The organism is Jeotgalicoccus saudimassiliensis, from assembly GCF_000756715.1.
Classification (GTDB): domain Bacteria; phylum Bacillota; class Bacilli; order Staphylococcales; family Salinicoccaceae; genus Jeotgalicoccus; species Jeotgalicoccus saudimassiliensis.
Genome location: NZ_CCSE01000001.1, coordinates 2137702 through 2158235 on the forward strand (window position 1 = coordinate 2137702; position 20534 = coordinate 2158235).

Consider the following 20534-nt stretch of genomic DNA (forward strand, 5'->3'; position numbering starts at 1 on the left):
CAAATGGTTATTTGTCCGGTATTTTTATTCATAAATGTTATAATATTAGTACATGTATTTACTAATCGTACAGCTTGGAGGGGTATATATGTCAGATGAAAATATTAAAAATTCAGCGGATCACCTGCAGACGCTTGAAAAAGGGTTGAAAGTAATCGAAGCGTTTAACGACAGAGATCACTTAACGATTTCGGAAACCTCAAAAGCTGTCGGTATTTCAAGACCGACAGCGCGCCGTGTACTGATTACACTGGTGAATCTCGGGTACGCACAAATGCTCGATAACCGCTTTTACTTAACACCGAAAGTATTATCACTTGGCTATTCATATATGACTGCACGCGACAGCTGGGAAATTACAACAACACTGCTGCGTGAATTATCAAAAGTGACCAATGAATCCAGTTCTCTTGCAAAACTCGTCGGGGAAGAAATTGTTTATATCGGACGTGTACCGGCCAATAAAATTATGAAAATTTCGCTGAACATCGGTACACATCTGCCGGCTTATGCGACGTCGATGGGGAAAGTGCTTCTTGCATATAAGAGCGAAGAAGAACTCGATACATATTTTAAAACGGCAGAATTAAAACCACTTACGGAACATACTGTTTATAAAGAGGATGAACTGCGTAAAGAGCTTAAAGAAATTCGTAAACAGGGATATGCTATCAGTGAAGACCAGCTGGAGCACGGTCTGATATCTGCAGCGGCACCGATTCGTAATATGCGCGGTGATGTGATTGCTGCGATAAACTGTTCGGCAAACTCTTTACAGACAACAAGGGAAGAAGTAGAAAACAATTATCTGAATGTGTTAATGGAAACAGCGGAACAGATCAGCAGAAATACAGAAATAGAATTGCCGTTTTAAACGGCTGAATATAAAGAAGGCTGACAGCATTTGCTGTCAGCCCCTTTTTTTGTTACTCTATGTTGTCCACCATCAGAGAAATACCCTGACCGACACCGATACACATCGTCGCCAGTCCGACTTTCGTACCGCGTCGTTTCATTTCATAGATAAGATCGGTCAGAATACGTGCTCCACTTGCACCAAGCGGGTGTCCAAAACTGATTGCTCCGCCGTTAACGTTGACGATTTCAGGGTTTAGTCCAAGCTGATTCATACATTCGATGGACTGTGAGGCGAAAGCTTCATTCAGCTCGACAAGGCCGATATCTTCAACAGAACGTCCCGTCTTCTCAAGAAGTTTTTTCGTTGAATCAATCGGTCCAAGACCCATTATTGCAGGTTCAACGCCTGCAGTTGCAGAAAATGTATATTTAACTAAAGGCTTAAGTCCAAGTTCTTCGGCTTTTTCCTTCGTCATCATTAAGAGAGCGCTGGCACCGTCGTTGACACCTGAAGCGTTGCCGGCAGTAATTGTTCCGTCCGGGAAGATGGTTCTCAACGTACCAAGCTTCTCAAGTGTTGTTTCAGGTCTCGGGTGCTCATCCTTATCGACGACTGTTTCGTTACCTTTACGATCAGTGATCGTGACAGGCACCATCTGTTCTTTAAACTTATCAGCTTCCACTGCGGCTTTGGCACGCTGCTGGCTCTGATATGCAAATTCGTCCTGCGCTTCTCGTGAAATATTAAAACGCTGTGCAACGTTTTCTGCAGTCTGGGGCATGGAATCTATACCGTGTTCTTTTTCGATTTTCTTATTCGGGAATCTCCAGCCGATAGTTGTATCGACGAGCTCCATATTGCCGCGCGGGAATTCTTTTTCGGGTTTAAGCATAACGTAAGGCGCGCGTGACATGCTTTCGGTGCCGCCCGCGATTGCTATGTCGATTTCGCCTGTTAATATCGAGCGGGCGGCCATGGAGACTGCATCGAGGCTCGAACCGCAAAGACGGTTAATCGTCGTCCCGCCGACGCTTTCCGGCAGATCAGCGAGCAGGGCGGACATGCGTGCAACGTTGCGGTTTTCTTCTCCGGCACCGTTTGCGTTTCCGAATACCACTTCGTCAATCTGATTGACATCGAGACCCGGGTTCCGCTCTGTGAGTGCTTTAATAACAATCGCACCAAGGTCATCCGGGCGCACTGATTTCAAAGCACCTTTATAGCGTCCGATCGGCGTTCTGACTGCGTCTACAATTACTACTTCTGTCATTATTCGACACTCCTTTTCAATGCATCTGAAACGACATAGTCAGCCTCAGTTTTTTCGGCGATTTCTTCAAGTGTTGCATCACCCATTAATTCTATCAGTTCGAACTGATCGCCTTTACGTTCGAACACAGCAAGGTCGGTAATAATCATGTCAATCTTGCGCGTGGATGTAATAGGATAAGTACATTCCCTCAGAAACTTCGGTGATCCGTCTTTTGCAGTATGGTTAGTCGTAATAATGACTTTCTTCGCTCCGACAAGCAGATCCATCGCACCGCCGACACCGATAATATCCTTGCCTGGAATTGCCCAGTTGGCAACCTGACCGGATTCATCCACCTGCAGTACGCCGAGAATAGCGACATCGACATGTCCGCCGCGGATCATCGCGAATGATTCTGCACTGTTGAAATAACCGGCGCCTGTTGCTTCACCGACCGGCAGCTTTCCTGCGTTAACGATATTAGGATCGATATCTTCTTCTGCAACTGAAGTCACGCCGAGCAGGCCGTTTTCAGTATGAAGGTAATATTTTTCCTTATCCAGATAATTCGCAACGAGAGTAGGGATACCGATACCGAGATTAATGACCGAGTGTTCTTCAAGAGCCTGTGCGGCACGTTCTGCAATCATATCTTTGATACTCATTTCTGAACGACTCCTTCCTTCGTAAGAATTTGTTCAGCAAGTACAATTTTGTCTACATAGATGTGCTGTGTTGCAATCTCTTCTGGGTTAAGTTCCCCGGCCTCGACGATTTCATCGACCTCTGCAACGACGTATTTACCGGCCGTTGCCATCATCGGGTTAAAGTTTCTTGCTGTTTTGTAGTACACGAGATTACCCAGTTTATCTGCTTTATGTGCACGGATAATCGAGACATCCGCTTTTAATGCTTTTTCAAGCACATATTCTTCGCCGTCAATTTCTTTAGTTTCTTTGCCTTTGGCAAGATCTGTGCCGACGCTTGTCTTTGTATAGAAACCGCCGATGCCGGCACCGCCTGCGCGGATGGCTTCACCTAAAGTGCCCTGTGGCAGCAGCTGCAGTTCGAGTTTGCCGGCATTGTACCATTTCGCAACTTCCCGGTTACTGGTGAAATACGAACCGACTGCTTTTTTAAGTTTGCCCTGGTCGAGCAGAATACCGAGTCCTTTACCCGCTTCCCCGACGTTGTTGCTGATAACTGTCAGTTCATTAACGTCGAGTGTCGTTAATTCATCGATCAGACTTAATGGTGCACCAATCAGTCCGAAGCCGCCGACCATCAGTGTGTCCCCGCTTTTTACCGGTTCGAGAGCCGATTTTATATCTGTAATTTTAGATTCCAAAACACTCACTCCAGTTCTAAAAATTCATTAATTTCCCTGTTTAAATCAGGATTATTATTAAATACTATTTCGTAATGATTTAAGGCATAATCAGATGACCTGATATTCTTAACGGTGTCGAGCATTAGGCTGTAGCCGTCTTTATTGAATAACGGTGTATTATTTTTAATCGGGCCTGTACATATAATGAGCAGTACCGGTACGTTTACATTTTTATATATTTCGGAATGAGGGTAGTCATAGAAACTTGCGAAATCCTGTTTTGTAAGAGTGTAGTCGGATTTCGCCTGAACACTGCCTCCGGATTCGTGAATCTCATGAGCGATGACCCGGTCCATAACTCCCGACCATTCAACACCGAGTGAACCATAAGACTGTCTCATCATATCGAGATAATCATCCGCTGAATCAAATGATTTCTCCAGTCTGCCGAGTGATGGAATAACAAGGTTAGATGTATCTTCATCGGCAACACCGCCGCCGTCCAGCAGAACTACTTTCGAAATTCTGTCTGAGCGGCGTGCAGCATCGAGAGCGATATAACCGCCCATGGAATATCCTGTAAGAATAAAGTTCCCGTAATCGAGCGTGTCGATAAGTCCGAGGAGATCTTCTGTATGCTGATGAATACCGGCAGGTTCTGACTGTAAAGTACTGTCACCACGTCCGCTTAAGTCATAGCTGAGTGTGTCAAAGCTGTTTTTGAAATACTCCTGGAAATGATGCATCTGTAAATAGTTGCCTGTCAGGCCGTGAATGAAGATTAATAAAGTGCCGTTTTTACCGTCACCGGTCTTATTGATATTAATGTTCTTATCTTTAACTTGAATGCGTTCTGTCATGCTGATCCTCCTATTCAACTGTATAGATAGAGTAGCTTACACCTTCAGGCATTCTGATTCCGTTTGATACAAAAATTCTGTTGTTCAGCCAGTGATACTTTTCACTTGCCGTTTCAAAAATTGGATTGGTTCTGAAGTAATATTCCCCCGGGTCAACTTCTTCTCCTTTATCGAGACGGGCAAGTACAGACGAATCGCCTGTACGGATACCCCGGTAACTCATCAGAATGAGTTCTTTATCGTCTGTTTCAAGGGTGATTCTGACGTCTTGAATAATTGTTCCGTCTTCTCGTACTGTAATCCAGTCATCTCCGCCTGGAAGTACAGTCGCATTAAAATGTTCACCTTCAAATTTACCTCCGGTCACCTGAATAATACGGCGTGTACCAATTGGTGTTTTACCCGGCAGATAGGGTTTTGCAACGCTTAATTCCATATGGCCCAATAGACTTAATTTCGGTTCAGGCAGTTCTCTCATTTATAATTCCTCCCGGTTAATAGATTCAATTCAAAAAGGGCATGTTGCCATGCCCGGTTGTTGTTATAGTTTGCGCATTACAAAGTCTAATGAAGCTTCTTTGTAATCGCCTTTGTCGACAAGTGTAGTAATCAGTTCATCACGTACTCCTTCAGCTACGTCAGTTTCCATCCACTCATCACCTTCGAAGAATACTTGAGTGATAAGCGTTTCGTGACCTTCTGCTTTGAACATGATGTGCTCGTGAGCAGGGCGCATAGGATGCTGTTCCATGTAACCAAGGAATTCACCAGTCGGTCCCTGATCCGGAATAGAGTAAGGAATCGCCTGAATAGTTTTCAGAGTGAATTTACCGTTCTCATCAGTTTTGAAACGTCCGCGTAAGTTGAAGTCCGGTGCATCAGAGTCGAAGTTTGAGTACTTCGCAGAGTTATCATTCTGCCAGTAGTCTACTTCAGCGCCTGCAAGCACTTCGCCGTCAGTGTTTTTAACTGTACCTGAGAAGTAAAGTACTTCACCAGGCTCATCTTCGCGTTTCGGAAGATCGATGATTCCATTTTCGTCAGCTTCTACAAATGGAGCATTTTCAACGTAGTAAGGTCCGAGAAGTGAAGGCTGCGTGCCAGGAAGTTTAGTGTACATCGCCTGTAATACATGAGTTTCCAGGAATACGTCAGCGTAAAGTGGAAGTTCTCCCGACTTACCAAGACGATCTGCCCAGTTTACAAAGTTAGTGTATTCTTCGTGGTTAAGTTTTGCTTCTTCAAGGAATTCTTTCATGTGTTTGATGAAAAGATCGAAAACTTCTCCAACGCGTTCGTTTTTAGTAGTAGGTAAGTGGTTAGTTTTTTCAGCTGTCATAATTAATAATCCCCTTTAAATTTGATTTAGTTTGTATTAAATAAGTTTATGTAAGCAATTCACCGCTAAGCGGTGAATTTGTCTATACCGAATACGAAAGGCAATACGTAATACACAAATGTTACTATCAGCACGACTGCAATCGCAGTGAGCCATGTTCCTTTTCTCAGCATGTCCACAATAGTAATTTTCCCTGTTGCATAAATAAGTGCATTGGAAGGTGTTCCAATAGGGAGCATGAATGCAAACCCTGCACCCATGGCTGTTGCAGCCATTACCGGTAAAGGATTGACGTTAATAGCTGTGGCAAGTGCTGCGGTGATTGGCAGCAGTATTGTTACAGTTGCTGTATTTGGTGCCATCTGTGTCATTAAAATACCAAGTACAGCACTTACAGCAATTACAATAATAAGCGGTGCATTTTCAAGGTTCATCAGCTGTCCGCCCATCCAGTCGGCAAGGTCTGTTCCAGTAAATCCTGCAGCCAGTGCCAGACCACCACCGACCAGAAGCAGCACACCCCATGGCATCTTAGTCAGCGAGTCGGCCTCAAGAATTCTCGTTCCTTTGTTATTTTTAGAAGGGATGAGAAACAGCAGCATTGCTGAAATCATTGCAATCATAGTGTCATTTATACCTGGAATAATATCAGTCCAGATAAAAGTCCGTGTCAGCCACATAAATGCCGTAAATGAAAAAATTGTCATAACAACTTTCTCTTCATATGACATTTTGCCTAAGGCGTCTTTTCTTTCTGTAACAAATTCTTTTCCTTTACTGATTGATTTTACTTTCATCGGATATGCGATTTTAGTCAGATAAGCAATAAAAATAACCATCAATATTAGTGTCAGGGGGAAAGCAAAAATCATGAATGTTCCAAATGGAATTTCATAGCCTAATAATTCGCCGGCCATACTGGCAAGAATTAAATTGGTGGGCGTACCGATTAAAGTTGCACTTCCGCCAATTGTTCCGCCAAAACCGATTGCGAAAATAATGGATTTAGTGAATTTCATTTCCTCCTGGTCACTATGAACTCCGTCCTGTTTCATAAGCTCAACGACTTTGGCAACAATTGCAGTACCGATAGGAATCATCAGCATAATTGTCGCCATGTTTGAAACCCACATTGACAGAAATCCGGTTGCGAGAGCGAATCCCATAATTAGACCGGATAAGCTTGTCCCGACCATACTGATAATAGTTAATGCAATTCTTTCATGCAGATTCCACTTCTCCATTGCCAGAGCAATCGCAAATCCTCCAAGGAATAGGAAAATAAGCGGATCTCCGTATGATGAAGCGACTTCACCGCTTGTAATCGGAGTAACTATCGGCATGACGACTAATGGAAGCAGGGAAGTAATACCAAGCGGCATTGCTTCAAGTATCCACCAGATGGCAAGCCATGCTGCAAAAGCAAGAACTGCTCTTCCGGAGCTGGAAAGACCTTCGAGCGGCATCGCAAACATCAGTAATAAGAACGCTGCAGGACCAAGAATCAGCCCAATCATCTGACTGGTTGTATAGGATGATTTTTCTGCAGTATACTCCTGATTATTATTACTTCTGTGCTTTTTTCTCATTTTAGTAAATAAGAATATATCCTTTGTCTGATTGTGGTCTTTCCACACTAAATTACTGAACCTTGAAATTAAGTTCATATACCCGACCCCTTTGTTCTATCGTTTATAATGCGCGAGTTTCTCCTGGTCCAGTGTGACACCAAATCCGACATCATCCGGAATTTGGATTTCAAAATCTTTCACTTCGATATCTTCGAGAGTCAGCTTGTCTTTATATAACAGCGGGCCGAATATTTCTGTACCGAATTTGAATTCAGAAATAGTGGAGTAGACGCTGGCTGCGATTGCATTGCCGAGCGTTGACTCAATCATCGTACCGCCGTAAAGGCCGAATCCGGCTGCTTCTGCAATACCGGCAATTTTCTTAGTTTCGAGAATACCACCGTGTTTAGCAGGTTTTAAGGCAATGGCATCTCCGGCTCTTTCTTTAATAATTCTGTACGTATCATGGAGGGATGTTGCTGCTTCGTCTGCAAGAATTGAGACGTCAAATCGTTCTGTCAGCCTCGCCATACCCTCATAGTTCCATGTCGGAAGCGGCTGTTCAATCATTGAAACACCCATTTCCTCCAGAGCTTTAATTTGCTTTAAAGCAGTGTACTCATCCCAGGCCTGGTTAATATCAACCGTAATTCTTGATTCATCACCGACTGCTTTAATAATTTCACCAACGTGTCTCACGTTTGTGTCGGGATCACCGCTGCCTATTTTGAGCTTGAAAATATTATGGCGTTTCTGATGAAGCATTTCTTTTGCTTCTTCGATGTCTCTTTTTGTATCTCCACTTGCAAGTGTCCATGCGAGCGGGAGAGAGTCATGAATTTTACCGCCGAAAAGTTCATAAGCTGGAACTTCCCGCTGTTTTGCAGCGAGATCAATTAATGCTGTTTCAATCAGGCTTTTTGCAAAGAAATTGCCTCTGACTGACTTTGCGACAGTATCCATAATTCTGCTGAAATAAACCGGATTCTGTCCTATAAGGTGGGGCGTTATGTAGTTATCGATATTTGCTTTAATAGCTTCAACTGTGCTTTCCCCGTACGATGCACCGCCGATAGTTGCGACTTCCGATATCCCGGTAAGCCCGTCGTTATCTTTGATGACACCGACAACGATTGCCTGTGAAGTAATTGTCGTCATCGCAAGCTTATGCGGACGCACTGTAGGCAGATCACATATAAAAATGTCCACTGAAGAAATATTACTCATTGCAAACCTCCTTTGTACTAATATCGTACACATATATACTATTCGAACACAAGCTCATTATATATAAATCATGAAAGCGTTGTCAATTAATTTTCCGAAAATTTAATAAAAATATAGAAATGATGGTTACTAATATCTGTTCATTCCTATTACCATGGAGTAAACTTGTGTTAACAGAATAGAAGGGGGCATTAATATGGAAGAGACGGCGAGCCTCATACACCCCGAGAACTACTGGGTGCTGTGGGCGATTTTAATAGGTTGGGCAGGCGTTGCGATTATACTTGAACAGAAGTACAGCTGGGCTTCGAAATTATCCGGTGCAATTATTGCGCTGGCAGGAGCTATGCTTTTAAGTAACACCGGAATTATTCCGCTGGATTCACCGGTGTATGATACGGTGTGGACTTATGTTGTACCGCTTGCAATTCCGTTACTGTTGTTTCAGTCAAATGTCGTTAAAGTCTGGCAGGAGAGTAAACGTCTGCTGATTATATTTCTAATCAGTACAATTGGAACGGTCGCAGGTACGATAGCGGCGTTCTTCTTATTGAAAGATGTTATACCGCAGCTGAATTATATCGGGGCAATGCTCAGCGGTTCGTATACAGGCGGCGGTGTTAACTTTGCAGCAATGGCAACCCGCTTTAATGTTGAAGAGGGGACAATATCGTCGACAGTCGTTGCAGATAACCTTTTAATGGTATTGTATTTCTTTATCTTAATTACGATACCTGCAGTAAATTTTTTCCGCAGCAGGTTTCAAACACCTCATATGGATGAGCTCGAGAAAAATGGAGATAGTGAGAATCAGGCTTCGGAATACTGGAAAGGGAAAGAAATTTCACTGCAGGACATAGCCAAGGCAATCGGTACAGCATTTGTTATTGTTGCAGTGTCATTCAGTCTGGCAGGTTTCTTTTCAAACCTGATTCCTGAAGACAGCAATATATTTCTGTCTGTCATCCGAGGTATTATAGGGGACAACTATCTGATGCTGACGACACTGACATTGATTTCAGTAGCTGTGTTCCCTAAATACTTCGAGAGCATTTCAGGTTCACAGGAGTTCGGTACGTTCTTTATCTACATATTCTTTGTAGTTATCGGTGTTCCGGCATCAATTCCGCTGATCATTCAAAATGCACCGCTGATTTTAGTGTTCGCAGCAATCATTGTATTTATTAATATGGTGTTTTCTTTTGGCTTCGGACGTCTGTTCAAATTTAATCTGGAAGAAATTATTCTGGCATCAAATGCAAATATCGGCGGACCGACTACAGCTGCAGCAATGGCAATTTCACGTGGCTGGACAAAACTCGTCGGACCAATTCTGATTATCGGTACGCTCGGTTATATTATTGGAAACTATATCGGAACATCTCTTGGAGTATGGTTTACTTCTTTGATGTAAATATTCCGGCAGAACCTTTGTTTAAGGGTTCTGCTTTTTTATGAAATATAACTGGAGTAACGGAAAGAAAGTCTGCTATGATTTAATATGACTGCAAAGTAAATCAATGTGCAGAAAAAAATTGTTGAATACGGAAAGAAGAATGTCATGGACGCTCTAATCAATACAAAATATACAAAATTAATGGCCTTTGCACTGATGCTTGGTGCATTCGTCGGGCTGTTTGGTGAAACTTCATTAAATATGGCATTAACCGATGTAATGGCAGATTACGAAATTGCTGCATCGACAGCACAGTGGCTGACTACAGGATACCTGCTGACAATGGCAGTATTAATTCCGGTATCTGCATTTTTAATTAGATGGTTTTCAACGAGACAGCTGGTTATTGCTTCGCTGTCGATATCGGGAGCCGGTGCAGTACTTGCTGCATTATCGCCAAATTTTGAACTGCTGCTTGTCGGCAGAATTATACAGGCACTCGGGACAGGAATTATATTACCGCTGATGCTGAGCGTGCTGATGGTAATTTTTCCTGTACATAAACGCGGTATGGTTATGGGATTAATGGGCCTTGTAATTACGGCAGCTCCGGCAATCGGTCCGACTGTTTCAGGAGTTATAATTACGACGATCGGCTGGACTTATATATTCTGGATCAGTGCGGCATTATACCTGCTGCTGCTGATTTACTCATTAATTGTAGTGGAAAACGTTTCTACAGTAACAAAACCGAAAATGGACTACCTTTCGGTTGTCTGTTCAACAGTCGGTTTTGGAGGTCTTGTTTATGGATTGAGCATGTTTGCAGATAATCCATTCACAGCAGCAACTGTCTGGATGCCTCTCTTCGCAGGGGTACTTGCATTAATTTTATTTGGACGAAGACAGCTGGTACTCGATACTCCGCTCATCAACCTGTCAATTTTTAAATTTCCGATGTTCAGTGTCGGCACACTGATGATGTTTATCAGTCTGTTTATTATTTTATCAACATCAATTTTAATGCCGCTCTATTTAAAGGGCACACTTCTTTATACAGCGGCTGCGGCCGGATTGATTTTACTGCCGGGGAATACATTGAACTTTGCGATGTCACCGGTAGTCGGAGCGCTTTATAATAAAATCGGCCCAAAATTTTTTATCGTGACGGGATTCACTTTAATTACTGCTGCGAACATTGGATTTTTACTTGTTCTCAGTGATTCAACGCCGGTATGGCAAGTTATTCTGCTGTTTATGGTTATGTTTATCGGGCTGCCGATGACGATTATGCCTTCACAGACAAATGCAATGAATCAGCTGCCGCCCGGGCTGTATGCTGACGGTTCGGCTGCGATGAATACGCTGACCCAGGTCGGAGGGGCTGTGGGGACAGCGATAGCCATTACATTATTTACAATTGGACAGAGTACATCAGACAGCAGCAGAGAGATTGGTATTGCATCAGGTACGCATTTCGCTTTTTATTTTATAACCGGAATTGCACTTATCGGGTTAATTGCATCTCTGTTTATATATGACAGTACTAAAAAAAGCTGAGGCATCTGCCTCAGCTTTTTTTAGTAGTCAGTATCTTTAATATAGTCCAGCTGGTCAAATCCAAGGTTGCCGCCTGTAATGACAAAGCAGACTTTATCTTCAGGGTTCACTTCAATCTCACCGTTTAAAATACCGCCTATTGCAATTGACGATGATATTTCAGTTAATATTTTAGCTTCCATCAGCATTAGCTTCTGGCCTTTTTTCATAGCTTCTTCGCTGACAGTATGGAAAGTATCGACATACTTTTGAACGACAGAGAAGTTCTTTTCACCCGGAATGATACTGACAAGACCGTCGGCAATCGTTCCTTTGTTTTCAACCTGAGTGAGTTCACCATTTTTTAAGCTTTCTGAGAACTTCGGCAGATTTGCAGGCTCGACGCCGTGGATTTTAACTGTGTTCGTCGTTTCTTTCACGGCAGTACCGATGCCGCTGATTAAACCGCCGCCGCTTGTCGGTACGAAGATATGATCTACCTCAGGCAGCTGTTCAAGTATTTCGAGACCGACTGTTCCCTGTCCTGCCATAATACGGTAATCGTTGAAAGGCGGAATCAGCGTATAACCGAATTCTTCAACGAGTGAGTCCTGAAGTTTAAAACGTTCCTCCACAGTAGTCGGAATAATTTCTGCACCGTGTTCTTCAATTTTTTGAAGTTTAAAAGGCGGGGCAGTATCCGGCACACCGACAGTTGCTTTGATGCCGAGTGTTTTTGAAGCGTAAGCAATCGCATGGCCGTGGTTGCCTGAAGAAGAAGTAACGACGCCGCGGCTCAATTCTTCGTCTGTCAGCTGGAGCAATGCGTTCATGACGCCCCGGAATTTAAACGCATTTGTACGCTGCATGTTTTCAAGCTTTACGTAAACTTCACAGCCGAGAATCTCTTCAAGGTTATGCAGTCTTAAAACGGGTGTTTTGATAATGTATGGCTTGATGCGCTCATGTGCCGCCTGAATATCAGATAATGATAGTGTCATATGTACATCTCCTTTTTTAAATTAATTTAATCATACCGTTTTCCTGCTTAAATATAAATATATGAATCTTGGTAATATGAAGAGTATCCATTTATAATGAAACTGAAGGTTAGTATCCGATAAGGGAAATTAGAAAAGCAGGGGAATTTAATGGCATTAAATGAATTTATTACTGAGCTTGAAGAAGAACTGAAAGTATTGCCGGAAGCCCGGCGTCATGAAATTATAGAAGATTTTAAAATGCAGATAGAAAAAGCGATAGAGCTTGGAGATACTGAAGAGTATCTTCTTAAAATGCTCGGTCATCCGGTCAAAGTTGCCGAAAAATTTATCGCAGATGAAATGATAGAAGAACCGGAACAGGAAACTGCGGAAAAACTGGCTGAAGTTACAGCAAAGCAAAAAGAAGTAAAAGAAACGAGAAAATCTGTAACAGGAAACTTCGCCAAAGAATTGGAGGGTATTAATATCCTCCATTTGAAGATTAATGGAGAATCCGTAGCAGTCAAAGTTGAGACAGGCGGGAAGTTCGGCATTAAGTTTTTAAGCTATACACATAAAGGAAAGCTTGAATATGAACTGAATAACGATCAGTTGACCATCCATCACAGCGGTTCGAATAAACACGTGAAATTCAATACGATTATTGATTTTATGAAGAAACGGAAAGAACTGAAAAAAGACGAACTGGTAATTATGTGGCCGCATAAACTGGACAGGCTTACGGTTAATAATAAGGACGGCAAAGTGACAGTGACAGATATTCAGGCGGAAGAATTCATAATTAAAACGAAAGAAGGGGGCATCTATACCGCCGGACTTACAGGGAATTACGGTGAGTTCACGTCTTCCATGGGGGCGCTAAAAGCGGAGTCGAGTGACTTCCGGAATCTATATATGGAAACGGAAATGGGCAGAATTTATGCCGGCGGTGTTAAAGCTGAACGATATCATCTGACTACAGAACTCGGCAGAATTACGCTGGATAACCTGTCGCCGGACTGTGATATAAAAGCATTGAGTAAAATGGGTTCAGTGAATGTAAACTACCGTGCGGAACCTGAAAAGACTAAAATTGTGGCAAAAGCAAACGTCGGTAAAGTGAAAAATGCACTCGAAAATAATATTATTTCAAAAGAGGGTTACCGGGCGGTATATGAGAGTGAGATGGGTTCAGTTAAAATTACATTATCTTAAGGAGTTGGATAGATGTGACGAGTTGTACTAAATGTCAGACAGAATGGTCTTTTAAAAATAAGGCGGTGACACTTAAGAGAATCACAGGAGAACTAAAGTGTCCGTATTGCGGTGAAGAACAGTTTCTAAGCAAGAAAGCGCAACTCCAAATGGGAGTATCCAATATGATTATCCCGGCAACAATGCTTCTGCCGCTGCCTTTTGATATTCCGTTGCCGATACACCTTCCGATAATATTACTCGGAATTGCTGCAGTCATCATTTTAAATATTGGACTCGTTAAACTGAGCGATAAAAGAGAATATCCTGTTTAAATTTAAGCAGTCTCCGGAAAATATCCGGGGACTGCTTTCTTAAAAATTGTTAAACTTCTCAGAGCATGGACAGCATTTATTAAAATGAACAGAGAATTTAATCTATTTATCATTTTACTTTCACTGGAATTTAGGAATGGGTATATAGAATATATCTAACGAAAGATTTTGGCACGTCCGGAAGGAAAGATATATATGTTATTTAAACTGTACAGCCGCACCTATCAGTGGATTATGAAAAATACAGCTCACTTATTGGACTGGCAGCCGCCGACGGTGATTAACTGTGTGGGATGTATTTCGAAACTTGCACCTAAATTAAATGAGAAGAATATAAAGAAAGTACTTATCGTGACTGATGAGGGAATCGTTAATGCAGGACTTCTCGATAAAATGCTCGAGAGTCTGAGTGAAGAAAATATTATTTATTTTATATATAAAGGAACGACGGCGAATCCGACGACACAAAATATTGAAGACGCAGTGAAGGTTTATAACGATCAGGAATGTGAAGGCATTATCGGTTTCGGCGGCGGCTCGGCAATCGACTGTGCAAAAGGCACAGGTATTGCGGCTGCAAAACAAACGACTGATTTCAGCCGTTTTAAAGGCGTGCTGAAAGTAAGAAAAAAACTGCCTTATTTCATTGCGGTGCCGACAACAGCCGGTACCGGGAGCGAAGCTACAATTGCAGCTGTTATCACAGACAGTAAGACAAAAGAAAAATATGCAGTGATTGATACAAAGCTGATGCCGGATGCTGCAGTGCTTGATCCGGAACTGCTGCTTGGCCTGCCGCAGGATATGACGGCATTTTCAGGTATGGATGCTTTAACGCATGCGGTTGAAGCCTACATTAACAGAGGCAATACAAAACAGACGAAAATGTTAAGTGAAGAAGCGATAGAATTGATTTACGGTAATTTATACCGGTCATATGAAAACGGTGAGGACATTCAGGCACGGACGAATATGCAGCGTGCGTCATATTTTGCAGGTAAAGCATTTACGAGAGCATACGTGGGTAATGTTCACGCTATGGCTCACGCGCTGGGTGCGAAATACAACGTACAGCACGGACAGGCAGTGTCAATTATTCTGCCGCACATATTGGAAGAATACGGTGAAGCAGTCCGTGATAAGCTCGCGCATCTCGGTGATATTGCACAAGTGACAGCGGAAGGGGACAGTCCCCGGATAAAGGCGGAGAAGTTTATTGAAAGTATTAAAGAGTTAAATGAGAAGATGAATGTAGGTACAAGCTTTCCGGAACTGAACAATGAGGATTTGAAAGTGCTGGCTGATGCTGCATATAAAGAAGCAAATCCTTTATATCCGGTACCGGTTATGTTCAGTAAATCGGATTTTATCAGAATGTATAAAAAAGTAATGGTCTCCAAACAGAAAGAAGGATAGTTCATCTGAACTATCCTTCTTTGTTATGCGTAGGCCTATGAAGCGAACCTTCAACTGCCGCACCGCCCGATATGCCGAGAGCCAGACCTGCGAGAATCCAAAATGCAGTGTGTCCGAAAATTAAACCAGTAATAATTCCGAGGATAATACCGATTACAGCACCGGCAGCCATAAAGCGGTAAACGGAATTAAAGTCGCGATGTCTGTATGCAGTCATACGATCATCCCCTTAACGGTATAATTTTTCTCTTTTTATTTATATACCACCAGAGTGAAATTCAAAACGGCATAGTATTATGTGATGGTGTAATTTATGCCATATTAAGGAAGAACTATTGACATTGGTTTCTATAAAGAATAAAATTCTACTGATAATGATTATCAGTGTCATGTTGGATTTTATTTAACAGAATGGAGAAAATAAATGAAAAAATTAGCAGCGTTAATGCTTGGAATATCAATTTTTGCAGCCGGATGTTCAAATGAAGAAGGGAATACATCTGAAGAAAACCCTGAAGAGAGCAAGAGTGAAGAACGTGTCTTGACGGATGACGCAGGCAACGAAGTGACAGTGCCAAAAAATCCGGAACGTATTATCGGACCATATCTGGAAGATGATTTACTGACATTGGACGAAACACCGTCAGCACAATGGTCAATCGGTGAAGGCGGAGTTCAGGAATATCTGCAGGCGGAAGGACTTGAAGGACTGCCGTTAATGCCATTTGACCTGCCTTTTGAAGCAGTTGTCGAGCAGGAACTGGATTTAATTCTGTTAAGTTCAGGTGATCTTGCTTCAGGAGAGAAATACGACAGCTACTCTAAAATTGCGCCGTCATTCGTCGTAGAGAGCGGCAATTATGACGACTGGAGAGACCGCCTGACACGTGTGTCGGAAGTCTTTGGCAAAGAAGAACTGGCAGCTGAAAAAGTGGCGGACTACGATGCTCTTGTTGAAGAGACTGCAGCAGAACTGGACAGTGAAGTCGGCGGAGAAACGGCAATCGCCATATGGTGGACGGGTGACTCGTACTTTATTTCAAACAAAGATAAATCAAGCGGTGAAGTGTTGTATAACGATTTAGGTTTAAGTGTTCCTTCACTCGTTGAAGAATTGTCAGCAGATAATGAAACACCATGGATTGAAGCGTCGCTTGAGAGTCTTGCAGAACTCGAGGCGGATCATATTTTCTTTATCGGTAATAAAGAAGGCGACAGCGAAACTGCTTTTGCGGACGATGTCTTTAAAAATATTCCGGCAGTGGAAAACGGAAATGTTTACGAGTATACATCGGAAGACAGCTGGTTATACAGCGGCTATATTGCCAACAGTTTAATTGTTGAAGATGTCGAAGAAGCGTTGAGCGCTAACTAAGGAGTGTATTTCTGATGACGGAAAACATATATGATGTCACGGTAATCGGCGGAGGCCCTGCCGGGTTGTTCAGTGCATTTTATGCCGGACTGCGTGAAATGAAAACTAAAATTATCGACGGACAGGACAAACTCGGCGGAAAAGTGCATCTTTATCCCCAGAAAATGATCTGGGATATCGGTGGTACAGAACCGCTCCCGGCCGGCCAGCTGATTGAAAAGTCGATTGCCCAGGGGCTGACGTTCGATCCGGAAGTTGTGCTGAATACAATAGTGACAAATATTCAAAAAGAAAACGATGAATATTTTACGATTGGAACGTCAAAAGGCGTCAAACATTATTCGAGAAGTGTCATTATTACTATCGGCGGCGGCGGAATGATTAAACCTGTAAAGCTGAATATAGAAAATGCGCATCTTTTTGAAAATAAGAATCTGCATTATGCTGTGCCGGACATTAAACGTTTTACTGATAAAAAGATACTCATTACAGGCGGAAGTTACTCAGCAGTGGACTGGGCAAATGATCTGTCGCCGATTGCACGGGAAATTCATATTATTTACCGCGGAGACGACTTAACAGCGCATGAAGCGGATGTCACACGGCTTGAAAGAAATGGTGTTAAAGTGATGACGCAGTCGGAAGTGACCGGTGTCAGCGGCGGCGAGCTCATGGAGTATGTGGAAATTACAAACAACCAGACAGGTGATATTACGAATGATGCATACGACGAACTGATCGTAAATCACGGTTACGACCAGGAGAACCTTCTGTTCAGAGAAAATAATCTCGGACTGGATCTCGAGAATGATTTCTTCGTTAAAGCAGCCCCGACAGGTATGACGAATGTGCCGGGGATATTTGCAGCGGGAGACTGCATCAGATATACAGGGAAAGTCAATCTTATTGCAGGTGCTTATGCAGATGCGGTGAACGCTGTAAATAATGCGAAAACGTATCTCGATCCGAAAGCGGACCAGTTTGCGATGGTATCATCGCATAACCAGCGGCTGAAAGATAAAAATAAAAAACTGATGTATTAATACAGACAACACCATCACTGAACTTCAGTGATGGTGTTTTTTGTCATTTTAGCTTGCAACAAATCAATACAGTAAGTAAAATTGTATGAATGAATAGATGTGTGAGGAGATAACAGTGGCTAAAATTAATAATGATCATATTGAAACATTTACAGTAACGATAGATGAGCTGGATAAAAAGGGTTCAGGCCGCGGTGTGGCACTCCGCGATCACGGCGGTCACAAGCCCCGCAAGCTGAAACTGACTGTACCGCAGACGCTGCGCGGTGAAACAGTAACAGTGGACGTGCCGAATCCGACGAGAAAACGTGCGCATGTTATGCCGAAGGAAATCGTAACAGCACATCCGGACAGAGTCACACCGCCGTGTCCGCACTTTGCATTATGCGGCGGCTGTGTATGGCAGCACTGGAGCTATGAAGCACAGCTGAAAGAAAAGACGGACTTTGTAAAACGTGAACTTGAAAAAAACAAGTTCGATGCTTCTGTAGTTAAAGATGCAATCGGCATGGAAAATCATCCGTTTGAATACCGTAACAAAATGGAATTTACATTTGGTAAAAACGGTGAACTGGGTATGCACGAACTCGGCAACTTCAAAAAAATTATCGACCTTGATACGTGCTTAATCGCAAATAATGAAATGGTCGATGCAATGCTTGTCGTGTCCAGATGGGCAGGAAAACATGAACTGCCGGGCTATGACAAAGAAAATCATGACGGTCTGCTCCGTCACCTGATGGTCCGACGCTCCCAGGAAACTGAAGAAATGATGCTGGCAGTATTTGCTACGGACAAGCCGGACGGGGAATTAAAGCCGTTAGTGGACGAACTCGTTGAAGAGCTGACATCATCATTTGATAATCTGAAGAGTTTAATGTGGATGGTAAATACAGATGTTGCGGACCGTACGCAGTCTGAAGATACACACCTTTTATTCGGCAGAGACTATATTCACGATGTAATGTATGGATATAAATACCGTACATGGTTCGATACATTCTTCCAGACGAACCCGACACAGGCAGAGAAGCTTGTTGAACTTGCACTTGAAATGGCAGACGCAAAAGAACATGAACGCATGATAGATCTGTTCTGCGGCGTAGGAACATTCTCACTGCCGTTTGCCGAGAAAGTAAAAGAGCTTGCCGGTATTGAAATCGTTGAGTCATCTATAGAATCCGCAAAACGCAATGCAACGGACAACGGTATCGGCAATACTTACTTCCTTGCAAAAGATGCGCGCCGCGGTATGGATGAAATACTTGAAACGTGGGGGACTCCGGACCTGCTGATGCTGGATCCGCCACGCTCGGGAGCTGGCGGTAAAGTCATGCGCCGTATCGGAAGACTCGGCACAGACAGAGTAGTTTATGTATCGTGTAATCCGGAAACATTCGCAGAAGATATTACATGGCTTCGTGAATTCGGCTACGAACTGCAGCAGGTACAGCCTGTGGACTTATTCCCGCATACTGCACACGTTGAAGTTGTCAGTCTGTTAGTGAAAACTGATTAATAAATAAAAAAACCGATTGAAGATTATTTTATCTTCAATCGGTTTTTTGTATTAGTCGGATGAATACGATGTCTTTTTTTAAAATTATTCTTCATCCGCCAGTCTCCGCAGTTCATCGCGTGTTTCTTTCGGCAGTCCCTCGCCGTAATCCATCATGCGGACAATATCCTTAAACGCGGCTTTCGGTATTTTTAAATCATCGAGTTCATCGATCGTAAACTGAAGATCGATATCATCTTCACGGCCGTCTCTCAATTTCGGGACGAAATCCGGTTCTGTAATAAACGGACTGGATGCACCGACCATGTCTGCATATTCCAGTGCTTCCAATGCCTTATCCGGTGTATTCACACCGCCCGTTGCCATCATCGGTATTTTCCCTTTAAGATGTTCGTAAACGACTTTGTTTACAGGCTGTCCCTGATGCGGGCCTTTGCCGCGTACTTCATTCTGATAAATGTTGCGTCCCCAGCTTGCAATCGCAACGTAGTGAATATTTGTAATTTCCCGGGCCCGGTCGATGAACTGTAAAAAATCATCCACGCTGTAGCCGGTATCCTCACCGCGCGTTTCTTCCGGTGTACCTCTGAAACCGAAAATAAAGTCTTCCGGTGCTTCTTTTTTAATGACATCACTGACAGCTTTAATTACTTCAAGGCCGAAGCGCGAACGGTTTTCAAGTGATCCCGCACCGTATTCGTCATCGCGTTCATTGGAAAAAGTGGAGAAGAACGTCTGAATTAACAGGCGCTGTGCTGCCGATACCTCTACACCGTCAAAGCCGGCTTCGATTGCACGTCTTGCTGCATCAGCATACTGCTGAATGACCATATTGATTTTACGTTTGGTCATCGGCAGTACCTGATGTTTAACCGGTGTATTCAGCTCCATAAAGCTCGGACCGTAGACGACACCGAGATCCAAAATAGCCTGATTGGAAAATCTGCCGGCATGTGTCAGCTGCAGTATTGCTTTGGCACCGTCTTTTTTCATCGCTGCTGCGAGTTTTTTCAGCCCCGGTACTGCACGGTCATCCGCGACGCTGAAGCCGTACTCAAACAGCTGGCCGTATGGTTCGATATACGCAGCACCTGTCACCTGAATCGGTGCAGATCCCGCACGCCGCGCGTGATACAGTTCATCTTCTTTAGTAACGTAACCGTCGGCCGTCGATGAGTTTGTAATCATCGGCGACAGGACAAAACGATTCGACAGTTCAATGCCGTTCGGCAATGTTAAAGGTTCAAATAAAGGCGAGTATTTTTTATTCATCATGCTGCTCCTTAATATGTACGT

The 20534-nt window shown here is 43.2% G+C and carries 20 protein-coding genes; 9 read left to right on the forward strand and 11 right to left on the reverse strand.

Going from position 1 to position 20534, the window contains the following annotated elements; translation table 11 throughout:
• Positions 1-88: 88 nt before the first annotated feature.
• A complete protein-coding gene (locus RZ44_RS10675) occupies positions 89-874 on the forward strand; it encodes an IclR family transcriptional regulator domain-containing protein (protein WP_035811260.1) in 786 nt (261 codons plus the stop codon).
• Positions 875-926: 52 nt separating this feature from the next.
• Here the strand turns inward: RZ44_RS10675 and RZ44_RS10680 are convergent, their stop codons facing one another.
• The 8 genes from RZ44_RS10680 to RZ44_RS10715 form a co-directional block, all read right to left on the reverse strand.
• The gene (locus RZ44_RS10680) at positions 927-2129 is read right to left on the reverse strand and encodes a thiolase family protein (RefSeq protein ID WP_035811262.1); all 1203 of its coding nucleotides are present in this window, start codon (positions 2127-2129) and stop codon (positions 927-929) included.
• Positions 2129-2776 (reverse strand): 3-oxoacid CoA-transferase subunit B, encoded by a 648-nt coding sequence (locus RZ44_RS10685; protein WP_035811264.1) that lies wholly within the window; start codon positions 2774-2776, stop codon positions 2129-2131. The genes RZ44_RS10680 and RZ44_RS10685 overlap by 1 nt, the downstream gene beginning before the upstream one ends.
• Positions 2773-3459: a CoA transferase subunit A gene (locus RZ44_RS10690; RefSeq protein ID WP_035811265.1), complete on the reverse strand. Its 687-nt coding sequence runs from the start codon at positions 3457-3459 to the stop codon at positions 2773-2775. Before RZ44_RS10690 ends, RZ44_RS10685 begins: the two co-directional genes overlap by 4 nt.
• Before the next feature lie 5 nt (positions 3460-3464).
• Positions 3465-4301, reverse strand: coding sequence for an alpha/beta fold hydrolase (locus RZ44_RS10695; protein WP_035811266.1), 837 nt, complete (start codon positions 4299-4301; stop codon positions 3465-3467).
• 10 nt (positions 4302-4311) lie between these two features.
• Positions 4312-4779: a DUF3237 domain-containing protein gene (locus tag RZ44_RS10700; RefSeq protein ID WP_035811268.1), complete on the reverse strand. Its 468-nt coding sequence runs from the start codon at positions 4777-4779 to the stop codon at positions 4312-4314.
• Positions 4780-4842: 63 nt separating this feature from the next.
• Positions 4843-5640: a dioxygenase family protein gene (locus RZ44_RS10705; protein ID WP_052108987.1), complete on the reverse strand. Its 798-nt coding sequence runs from the start codon at positions 5638-5640 to the stop codon at positions 4843-4845.
• Between the two features lie 65 nt (positions 5641-5705).
• Complete coding sequence (locus tag RZ44_RS10710; RefSeq protein ID WP_035811270.1) at positions 5706-7307, reverse strand: SLC13 family permease; 1602 nt, start codon at positions 7305-7307, stop codon at positions 5706-5708.
• A gap of 18 nt (positions 7308-7325) precedes the next feature.
• Complete coding sequence (locus tag RZ44_RS10715; RefSeq protein ID WP_035811273.1) at positions 7326-8438, reverse strand: muconate cycloisomerase family protein; 1113 nt, start codon at positions 8436-8438, stop codon at positions 7326-7328.
• Positions 8439-8634: 196 nt separating this feature from the next.
• Here RZ44_RS10715 and RZ44_RS10720 point away from each other — a divergent pair, with 196 nt between their 5' ends.
• Entirely contained in the window at positions 8635-9852 is a 1218-nt protein-coding gene (locus RZ44_RS10720; protein WP_035811276.1) for a DUF819 family protein, read from the forward strand.
• Between the two features lie 108 nt (positions 9853-9960).
• A complete protein-coding gene (locus tag RZ44_RS10725; protein WP_331709025.1) occupies positions 9961-11394 on the forward strand; it encodes a DHA2 family efflux MFS transporter permease subunit in 1434 nt (477 codons plus the stop codon).
• A gap of 20 nt (positions 11395-11414) precedes the next feature.
• On the opposite strand, the gene RZ44_RS10730 is transcribed toward RZ44_RS10725, so the two are convergent.
• Positions 11415-12374: a threonine ammonia-lyase gene (locus RZ44_RS10730; RefSeq protein ID WP_035811282.1), complete on the reverse strand. Its 960-nt coding sequence runs from the start codon at positions 12372-12374 to the stop codon at positions 11415-11417.
• A gap of 150 nt (positions 12375-12524) precedes the next feature.
• Here RZ44_RS10730 and RZ44_RS10735 point away from each other — a divergent pair, with 150 nt between their 5' ends.
• The 3 genes from RZ44_RS10735 (at position 12525) to RZ44_RS10740 (ending at position 15301) form a co-directional block, all read left to right on the forward strand.
• Positions 12525-13571, forward strand: coding sequence for a DUF4097 family beta strand repeat-containing protein (locus tag RZ44_RS10735; RefSeq protein WP_035811285.1), 1047 nt, complete (start codon positions 12525-12527; stop codon positions 13569-13571).
• A gap of 14 nt (positions 13572-13585) precedes the next feature.
• The gene (locus RZ44_RS11200) at positions 13586-13885 is read left to right on the forward strand and encodes a TIGR04104 family putative zinc finger protein (protein ID WP_074431627.1); all 300 of its coding nucleotides are present in this window, start codon (positions 13586-13588) and stop codon (positions 13883-13885) included.
• Positions 13886-14080: 195 nt separating this feature from the next.
• The gene (locus tag RZ44_RS10740) at positions 14081-15301 is read left to right on the forward strand and encodes an iron-containing alcohol dehydrogenase (RefSeq protein WP_035811287.1); all 1221 of its coding nucleotides are present in this window, start codon (positions 14081-14083) and stop codon (positions 15299-15301) included.
• A gap of 10 nt (positions 15302-15311) precedes the next feature.
• Here the strand turns inward: RZ44_RS10740 and RZ44_RS10745 are convergent, their stop codons facing one another.
• Entirely contained in the window at positions 15312-15518 is a 207-nt protein-coding gene (locus RZ44_RS10745; protein ID WP_035811290.1) for a hypothetical protein, read from the reverse strand.
• Positions 15519-15725: 207 nt separating this feature from the next.
• On the opposite strand from RZ44_RS10745, the gene RZ44_RS10750 reads away from it, so the two are divergent.
• From RZ44_RS10750 to rlmD, 3 genes are all read left to right on the forward strand, one after another.
• Positions 15726-16676 carry an ABC transporter substrate-binding protein gene (locus RZ44_RS10750; protein ID WP_035811293.1) on the forward strand — a complete coding sequence of 317 codons (951 nt, stop codon included), beginning with the start codon at positions 15726-15728 and terminating at the stop codon, positions 16674-16676.
• A 14-nt stretch (positions 16677-16690) separates the two neighbouring features.
• Positions 16691-17719: an NAD(P)/FAD-dependent oxidoreductase gene (locus RZ44_RS10755; protein WP_035811297.1), complete on the forward strand. Its 1029-nt coding sequence runs from the start codon at positions 16691-16693 to the stop codon at positions 17717-17719.
• Positions 17720-17843: 124 nt separating this feature from the next.
• The gene (gene rlmD, locus RZ44_RS10760) at positions 17844-19238 is read left to right on the forward strand and encodes a 23S rRNA (uracil(1939)-C(5))-methyltransferase RlmD (RefSeq protein WP_052109075.1); all 1395 of its coding nucleotides are present in this window, start codon (positions 17844-17846) and stop codon (positions 19236-19238) included.
• An 84-nt stretch (positions 19239-19322) separates the two neighbouring features.
• Here rlmD and RZ44_RS10765 read toward each other — a convergent pair whose 3' ends face one another.
• Positions 19323-20510: an NADH-dependent flavin oxidoreductase gene (locus RZ44_RS10765; protein ID WP_035811298.1), complete on the reverse strand. Its 1188-nt coding sequence runs from the start codon at positions 20508-20510 to the stop codon at positions 19323-19325.
• Positions 20511-20534 lie beyond the last annotated feature (24 nt).

Excerpts from the sequence above, each read along its gene's own strand:
- RZ44_RS10720 (WP_035811276.1), top strand. The coding sequence starts at position 8,635 with ATGGAAGAGACGGCGAGCCTCATACACCCCGAGAACTACTGGGTGCTG.
- RZ44_RS10715 (WP_035811273.1), bottom strand. The coding sequence starts at position 8,438 with ATGAGTAATATTTCTTCAGTGGACATTTTTATATGTGATCTGCCTACA.
- RZ44_RS10675 (WP_035811260.1), top strand. The coding sequence starts at position 89 with ATGTCAGATGAAAATATTAAAAATTCAGCGGATCACCTGCAGACGCTT.
- RZ44_RS10735 (WP_035811285.1), top strand. The coding sequence starts at position 12,525 with ATGGCATTAAATGAATTTATTACTGAGCTTGAAGAAGAACTGAAAGTA.
- RZ44_RS10710 (WP_035811270.1), bottom strand. The coding sequence starts at position 7,307 with ATGAACTTAATTTCAAGGTTCAGTAATTTAGTGTGGAAAGACCACAAT.
- RZ44_RS10705 (WP_052108987.1), bottom strand. The coding sequence starts at position 5,640 with ATGACAGCTGAAAAAACTAACCACTTACCTACTACTAAAAACGAACGC.
- RZ44_RS10745 (WP_035811290.1), bottom strand. The coding sequence starts at position 15,518 with ATGACTGCATACAGACATCGCGACTTTAATTCCGTTTACCGCTTTATG.
- RZ44_RS10740 (WP_035811287.1), top strand. The coding sequence starts at position 14,081 with ATGTTATTTAAACTGTACAGCCGCACCTATCAGTGGATTATGAAAAAT.
- RZ44_RS10755 (WP_035811297.1), top strand. The coding sequence starts at position 16,691 with ATGACGGAAAACATATATGATGTCACGGTAATCGGCGGAGGCCCTGCC.
- RZ44_RS10700 (WP_035811268.1), bottom strand. The coding sequence starts at position 4,779 with ATGAGAGAACTGCCTGAACCGAAATTAAGTCTATTGGGCCATATGGAA.
- RZ44_RS10680 (WP_035811262.1), bottom strand. The coding sequence starts at position 2,129 with ATGACAGAAGTAGTAATTGTAGACGCAGTCAGAACGCCGATCGGACGC.
- RZ44_RS10685 (WP_035811264.1), bottom strand. The coding sequence starts at position 2,776 with ATGAGTATCAAAGATATGATTGCAGAACGTGCCGCACAGGCTCTTGAA.
- RZ44_RS10765 (WP_035811298.1), bottom strand. The coding sequence starts at position 20,510 with ATGAATAAAAAATACTCGCCTTTATTTGAACCTTTAACATTGCCGAAC.
- RZ44_RS10695 (WP_035811266.1), bottom strand. The coding sequence starts at position 4,301 with ATGACAGAACGCATTCAAGTTAAAGATAAGAACATTAATATCAATAAG.
- RZ44_RS10730 (WP_035811282.1), bottom strand. The coding sequence starts at position 12,374 with ATGACACTATCATTATCTGATATTCAGGCGGCACATGAGCGCATCAAG.
- RZ44_RS10750 (WP_035811293.1), top strand. The coding sequence starts at position 15,726 with ATGAAAAAATTAGCAGCGTTAATGCTTGGAATATCAATTTTTGCAGCC.